This window comes from Synechococcus sp. H55.9 (genome assembly GCF_047462355.1).
Lineage (GTDB): Bacteria > Cyanobacteriota > Cyanobacteriia > Thermostichales > Thermostichaceae > Thermostichus.
This window is the reverse complement of the sequence record NZ_JANSJB010000117.1, coordinates 1-6174: the sequence shown is the minus strand read 5'-3', so window position 1 is coordinate 6174 and position 6174 is coordinate 1. Positions and strand designations below refer to the sequence as shown.

The 6174-nt window shown below is 63.5% G+C and carries 6 protein-coding genes; 4 read left to right on the top strand and 2 right to left on the bottom strand.

The features are described 5' to 3' along the window. The 4 genes from NW857_RS11885 to carA form a co-directional block, all read left to right on the top strand. The coding region (locus tag NW857_RS11885) for a prepilin-type N-terminal cleavage/methylation domain-containing protein (RefSeq protein ID WP_414369046.1) at positions 1 to 749 on the top strand (749 nt) is incomplete at its 5' end. A gap of 55 nt (positions 750 to 804) precedes the next feature. Further along, positions 805 to 1923: a PilW family protein gene (locus NW857_RS11880; RefSeq protein WP_414348082.1), complete on the top strand. Its 1119-nt coding sequence runs from the start codon at positions 805 to 807 to the stop codon at positions 1921 to 1923. A gap of 14 nt (positions 1924 to 1937) precedes the next feature. After that, positions 1938 to 2489 (top strand): Tfp pilus assembly protein FimT/FimU, encoded by a 552-nt coding sequence (locus NW857_RS11875; RefSeq protein ID WP_414369044.1) that lies wholly within the window; start codon positions 1938 to 1940, stop codon positions 2487 to 2489. A 160-nt stretch (positions 2490 to 2649) separates the two neighbouring features. Beyond that, the gene (gene carA, locus NW857_RS11870; RefSeq protein WP_414369042.1) at positions 2650 to 3840 is read left to right on the top strand and encodes a glutamine-hydrolyzing carbamoyl-phosphate synthase small subunit; all 1191 of its coding nucleotides are present in this window, start codon (positions 2650 to 2652) and stop codon (positions 3838 to 3840) included. A gap of 58 nt (positions 3841 to 3898) precedes the next feature. On the opposite strand, the gene NW857_RS11865 is transcribed toward carA, so the two are convergent. Continuing rightward, positions 3899 to 5455 (bottom strand): UDP-N-acetylmuramoyl-L-alanyl-D-glutamate--2,6-diaminopimelate ligase, encoded by a 1557-nt coding sequence (locus NW857_RS11865; RefSeq protein ID WP_414336845.1) that lies wholly within the window; start codon positions 5453 to 5455, stop codon positions 3899 to 3901. 69 nt (positions 5456 to 5524) lie between these two features. Continuing rightward, on the bottom strand, positions 5525 to 6174 hold a 650-nt coding region (locus tag NW857_RS11860; protein ID WP_414369041.1), incomplete at its 5' end, for an ABC transporter ATP-binding protein.

Genomic DNA, 6174 nt, shown 5'->3' with positions numbered 1-6174 from the left:
TTTGGCGGCAATCGGCAGCAGAGGGCTTTACCCTCATTGAGGTGTTGGCCTCGGTGATCATCGTGGCGCTGGCCATGACTGCTCTTGCCCCTGCCCTTACCTTAGTTGCCTACCGGCGCGCCATGAGCGAGCGGGTAGAGCTGGCCAATCGCCTGGCCCAGGAGGAGGTGGATCGCATCCGCACCCTGGTGGATATCGAGCTGTCGGCTGCTCCAAAGGCTTTTCAGGATCCGGCTCAACGGGATCGTCTGCCCAGAGTGGGAGAAGATCCGCTGGCCAACACCCCACCCCCTGACGAGATGCCCGCCGATGCAAATGCCGGCAACTACACCCACAAAGACAACTATTCCCTTCGCCTGGCGCAAGTTCAAGTGCCGGGGCGGAACCCGGAAGAATACGTCATCCAAACCTTCCGCGACGAGGGGGCGCCCTGCATCGACCGGCGGGAAAGAACGGTTATTGAGGGGGTGCCCTGCAGCTTTCGCCTGGGCGTGCGGGTTTACCACCGCTTTTCTTTTGATCCAGACACGCGCCAAGCGCTGCCTGGATTGGGAACGGAGCTGGTTTCAGCCAACCAAAACTTGGCCAATGCCGATGTCTGGCTCTTTCCCATGGCCACCTCCTTTGTAGAAATTAACTCCGCCGCCAACTTGGGAGATGTTTGCCGGCAGATAGCCATTACCATAGGTGCGGATCCCATCGAGAGGTGCCGGGCTTTCCCCCTGCCTGCCAGTCCTGTTGAAACCTGAGGTAGAGCCTAAGTTCCTTCCCGCAAAACCTGTTGCAAGATGGGGGTGTTTCCCTATGTTTTTCAGGATCTTTCGCCGCCGAGCCAGCAGAGGGTTTACCCTCATCGAGCTGTTGGTCTCGCTGCTGATTGCCTCCATCTTTCTCCTGGCCACCGCCATGATCGTCATCGAGACGATGCGGCTGGATCGGGAAGAGACGGGCCGCACCCAGGTGCAGGCGGAGCTAACCCAGGCCATGGAATATATCCAGCAGGATCTGGCAGAAGCTCTCTACATTTACAACGACACCGAACAGCCCAACGGAGACGGGATCCCAGATGTTACCCAGCGGCTTTACGAGCCAGGCTGGATCCGCCGCCCCGATGACGCTATCCCGGTTGTTGCCCTTTGGAAGCTGGAACCGATCCCGCGGGGATGCTACGCGGGCAACCCCACCTTGCAACAGATTCGCGAAGGCCGTGCTACCTTGCCTGCTGAACCACCTGCTGGGTTCCCGCTCACAAACGGCAGAAATGCGGATTGGGAAACGCTGCTCAGCCGCCGCGGCATTTACACCCTGGTGGTGTACTACCTGCGCCGCAACTACAACAACGCCGGCAACCCAACAGGGGACACTCCTTGGGAAGGCAACGCGCGGATCGAGCGTTTTGAGTTACGCCCCCTCAACACTCAGGGTCAAAATGACTGCGCTGGTCGCAGCCCGTTCTTTGTTGAAGATCCCGATCCGTTCCGGGAAGGTTTCCTTGCTTGGCCTTCCGAGCAGGCCCGAGCACGCCAGATCCCCATTGCCAGCAGGGCGGATGGCCCTCGCCTGATAACTCTGGTCTCGAACATCTTCAGCAGCCGGGAGGGGAGTCCGCAGGTTGCACCCGCTTGCCCGCAGGGCTATGCCTTTGGCGGCGGCAAACCCAACGGCGTCACCTTCTCAGGGTTGGCAGATAACCAGAACGACGTGGGCTTCTACGTCTGCGTGCGGCGCAGCCCCGGCGCCGACCGACCCCAGGATGTGGTCATCAACATCACGGCCACGGCCATGGAGCGGGCCAACCCCGGCCTCTTCCGTCGCTACATTCAGGATGCCACCAGCGTCGATATCTCAGAGGTGTCGCGCTACCTGCTGCCGCTGCAAACTCGGGTTCTTGCCCGCGGTGTTATCAACCGTCAACTCTCCTAGGGGGAATGTCCACCATGTTGGCCTTGGAGAAAAAAACCATTGGCCCGGCGCGGCCGCTTCGATCCCAGGGCTTCACGGTGATAGAAGTCCTGGCGGTGGTGGTCATTATCGGCATTCTGGCCGGGCTGGCCGTTCCCTCCGGGATCAACATCTGGGCGCGCATCCAATTGGAGGACGCGCAAAACAAGGTGGAGCGAGCCCTGCGCACCGCCCGCGCCAACGCCAGAGCTTCTCTCCAAGGCCGTGCTTGGGTGGTTGAAATCGATAACTCAGATCCGAATGTCCCCACGCTGGTGATCCAAGACGAGGAAGGCCTTTGCGATGAGCCCACCCCTTGTCAGTGGGTGCGCCTCAATAATTTTGTTACTGCCAGCAATACCTTCAACGGCGGAAGGGCCGTTTTCGACTCGGAAGGGCGGGCGCGTCAGTTGGGGCGCTTTGTGGTCAGCAGCACCTACTCCCAGGGCGAAAACCGCTGCGTGGTGGTGAGCACTTTGATCGGCACTCTCCGCAAGGACAATAACCCTGAGTGTGGCAACGTGACCAACGAGGCAGAGGAAGGCTAGTTGGGGTAGGATGGTCGGGCTGCCGATCCCAGCCCAAGCGCTCCGCGCCGCTCACGCGAACACCCCCGGCCCCTCTCCCATCCCTCACCCCCGGCCCCTCTCCCTGAGGGAGAGGGGAGTTATGGGTGGCTTGTGGTTGTTTGCTGTAGGTTCACTGGTTATGGTCTCCCTAACTCTTGAAGTTCCGGAAAAAGTCTTCCCCTGGCACGCTCGGCAGCCGGCTCTGCTGGTGCTGGCCGATGGCACGGCCTTTGCCGGCTGGTCGTTTGGAGCGGAAGGCACGGCGGTGGGTGAGGTGGTGTTCAACACGGGCATGACCGGCTACCAGGAGGTGATGACGGATCCAAGCTACCGGGGGCAGTTGATCACGTTCACCTGCCCGGAATTGGGGAACACCGGGATCAACGAGCTGGATCAGGAGTCGGCCCGGCCCCAGGCCGCCGGGATCATCGCCCGCAACGTGTCGCGCCTGGCCAGCTCCTGGCGGGCTACGGGGACGCTGCCTGACTACCTCAAGCAGCACGGGATCCCGGGCATTGCCGGGGTGGATACGCGGGCCCTGACGCGGCGGCTGCGCTCCCAGGGGGTGATGAACGGGGCCATTTCGACGGAGATCTTGGATCCGCAGGCGCTGCTGGAGCGGGTGCGCCAGGCCCCTGCCATGCAGGGGCTGAGCCTGGTGGCAGAGGTTACAACGCCCCAGCCCTACGAGTGGCTGGAGCCCACCCCCGCCGATTGGGACTATGGCCGCAGCCAAGGGATCCGGATCCCGGATCCTCCCCTGCGGGTGGTGGCGCTGGATTTTGGCATCAAGCGCAACATCTTGCGCCGCCTGGCCCGCTACGGCTGCCGCGTGATGGTGTTGCCGGCCCACGCCAGCCCTGAGGAGATCTTGAGTTACAACCCGGATGGGATCTTCCTCTCCAACGGGCCCGGGGATCCGGCGGCAGAGACGACGGCCATCCGCACCACCCAGGCGCTGCTGCAAAGCGGGAAGTCGATGTTTGGCATCTGTCTGGGCCACCAGATCCTCAGCTTGGCCTTGGGCGGATCCACCTACAAGCTCAAGTTCGGCCACCGCGGCCTCAACCACCCCTGTGGGCTGGAGAAGGAAGTGGAGATCACCAGCCAAAACCACGGCTTTGCGGTGGAGGCCGCTTCGATCCCGGCTGAGGAAGTAGAAGTTACTTACCTTAACTTCAATGACCGCACCGTGGCCGGGATCCGCCACCGCCAGTTACCCCTCTTTTCCGTGCAGTATCACCCAGAGGCCAGCCCCGGCCCCCACGATGCCGACCATCTCTTCCGGGAGTTTGTGGAGCTGATGCTGCAGAACAGAGGGCAGGAGTAGCTTAACCCTCACCCCCAGCCCCTCTCCCTGAGGGAGTCAACCCAGGCGCTCCGCGCCGCTAGCGCGACCACCCCCGGCCCCTCTCCCTGAGGGAGAGGGGAGTTAGGGACAGGGCGGCGCGGGCTTCTTCCCGGTCGTCGAAGTGGATTTTTTCGGTGCCCAGGATCTGGTAGTCTTCGTGGCCTTTGCCGGCAATCACGACTGTATCGCCCGGCTGGGCCTCCAGGATGGCCAGGCGGATGGCTTGGCGCCGATCCACCTCCACCGCCCAGGGGGATCCAGGGATCCCGGCCAAAATGTCCTGCAGGATCTGCTGCGGATCCTCGGTGCGGGGGTTATCCGAGGTTACCACCACCCGATCGGCCCAGGTGGCAGCAATGCGGCCCATCTGCGGGCGCTTGCCCCGGTCGCGATCCCCGCCGCAGCCAAAGACGCAGATCAGCCGGCCTTGAACTTGGGGGCGCAGGGCCTTGAGCAGGTTTTCCAGCCCATCGGGGGTGTGGGCATAGTCTACGATCACCGTGATGTCCTGCCCCGGCAGGCTCACCCGCTCCATCCGCCCCGGCACACCGGGAAAATGGGGCAGGGCCGACTGGATAACCTCAACAGGGATCCCCAGGTGCAGCGCCACCCCTACTGCCGCCAGCAGGTTGGCCAGGTTGAAGGATCCCACCAGCGGCGCTGCCACAGCAAAGCTGCCCAAAGGAGTGTGCAGGGTTGCCTGCAGGCCGTTGGGGTGAAGTTGAACGTCACTGGGCCAGAGGGCAGGGATCCCTTCGAGGGGCTGCAGGGAGTAGGCCCAGGGCTCCAGAGGGGCTGGGATGGCTTCGAGCAGCCGCCGTCCGCCCTCGTCGTCGGCGTTGACCACCGCTCGCCCCTGCAAGTACTCCGGCCGGAACAGGGTGGCTTTGGCCTGCCAGTAGTTTTCCATGCTGCCGTGGAAATCCAGGTGATCCTGGGTGAGGTTGGTCCAGACGGCAGCGGCAAAGCTACACCCCCAAGCCCGATCCTGGGCCAGGGCATGGGAGCTGACCTCCATCACCGCCACCTCGGCGCCGGCTGCCTTGGCTTCTCTCAGGCTGCGCTGCAGCTCCAGCGGAAACAAGGTGGTGTGGGGGGCTACCTGGCAGTGGCCGGGCCAGCGGTTGTAGAGGGTGCCCAGCAAGGCAGTGGGGCGACCGGCAGCCTGCAGCAGATGTTCGATGAGATGGGTGGTGGTGGTTTTGCCGTTGGTGCCCGTCACCCCTACCAGGATGAGCTGGCGGGCCGGAAAGCCATAGAAGGCTGCCGCCACCTGGGCCACAGCCCGGTTCAAGCCGGCGCGGGGCCACACCAAAATGGGCTGACTGCTCCCTTCAGCCTCTCCGCTGACTTGCTTCCACGCCTCCTGCGAGATGAGGGCTGCCGCCGCTCCTCCGGTAAGCGCCGCCCGGACAAACTCGCCGCCATCGACACGGGATCCCGGCATCCCCAAAAACAGATCCCCGGCCTGCACCTGGCGCGAATCGGTGCACAGACCCCTGACCTGCACCCCCTCTAGGGATCCCTGGACCAACTGGGGTTGGATCCCGGCTTGGCCGAGCAATTGGCGCAGATCGATCCCGTTGCTTCCCATGCTTTTGCCCCTCCCCACAGCCTTGCAGCTTAGGGTAGCCGCTGGGCCGGCTTTCTGGCCAGAGAAAACCTAGGCCAGGGCCTCTTCCAGCTTTTGCTTGGCCCAGAGGCGGGCGTAGAGGCCGTCGGCATCGGCCAACAACTGGGCATGGTATCCCTGCTGCACGATGCGACCTTGGTCCATGACCCAGATCTGATCCGCCTCCACCGCCGCCGTGAGGCGATGGGTAATCAAGATCACCGTTTTCTGGGCCGTGGCCTGGCGCAGGTGGCGGAGAATGGCCTGGGCCGTCTGGTTGTCCACGCTGGAGAGGCAGTCATCCAAAATCAAAATCGGCGCATCCACCAGCAACGCCCGCGCCAGGGCCACCCGCTGCCGCTGGCCGCCGGAAAGGGTGATGCCCCGCTCCCCCACCAGCGTGTCGTAGCCCTTGGGAAAGTGGAGGATCTCGGCGTGGATGTGGGCGGCTTTGGCGGCCCATTCCACCTCCCAATCTTCCGCCTGGGGCTTGCCATAGCGGATGTTGTCCCGAACGGTGGCGCTGAAGAGGAAGCTCTCCTGGGGCACGTAGGCAATGGCGCGGCGCAGGGATCCCAGTTGAAGCTGGGTAATATCCTGCCCATCCAGAAACACTTGCCCCGGCTGGATCTCCAGCAGGCGGGGCAGGGCATTGGCCAGGGTGGACTTGCCCGCCCCAATCGGCCCCACCACCGCCACCA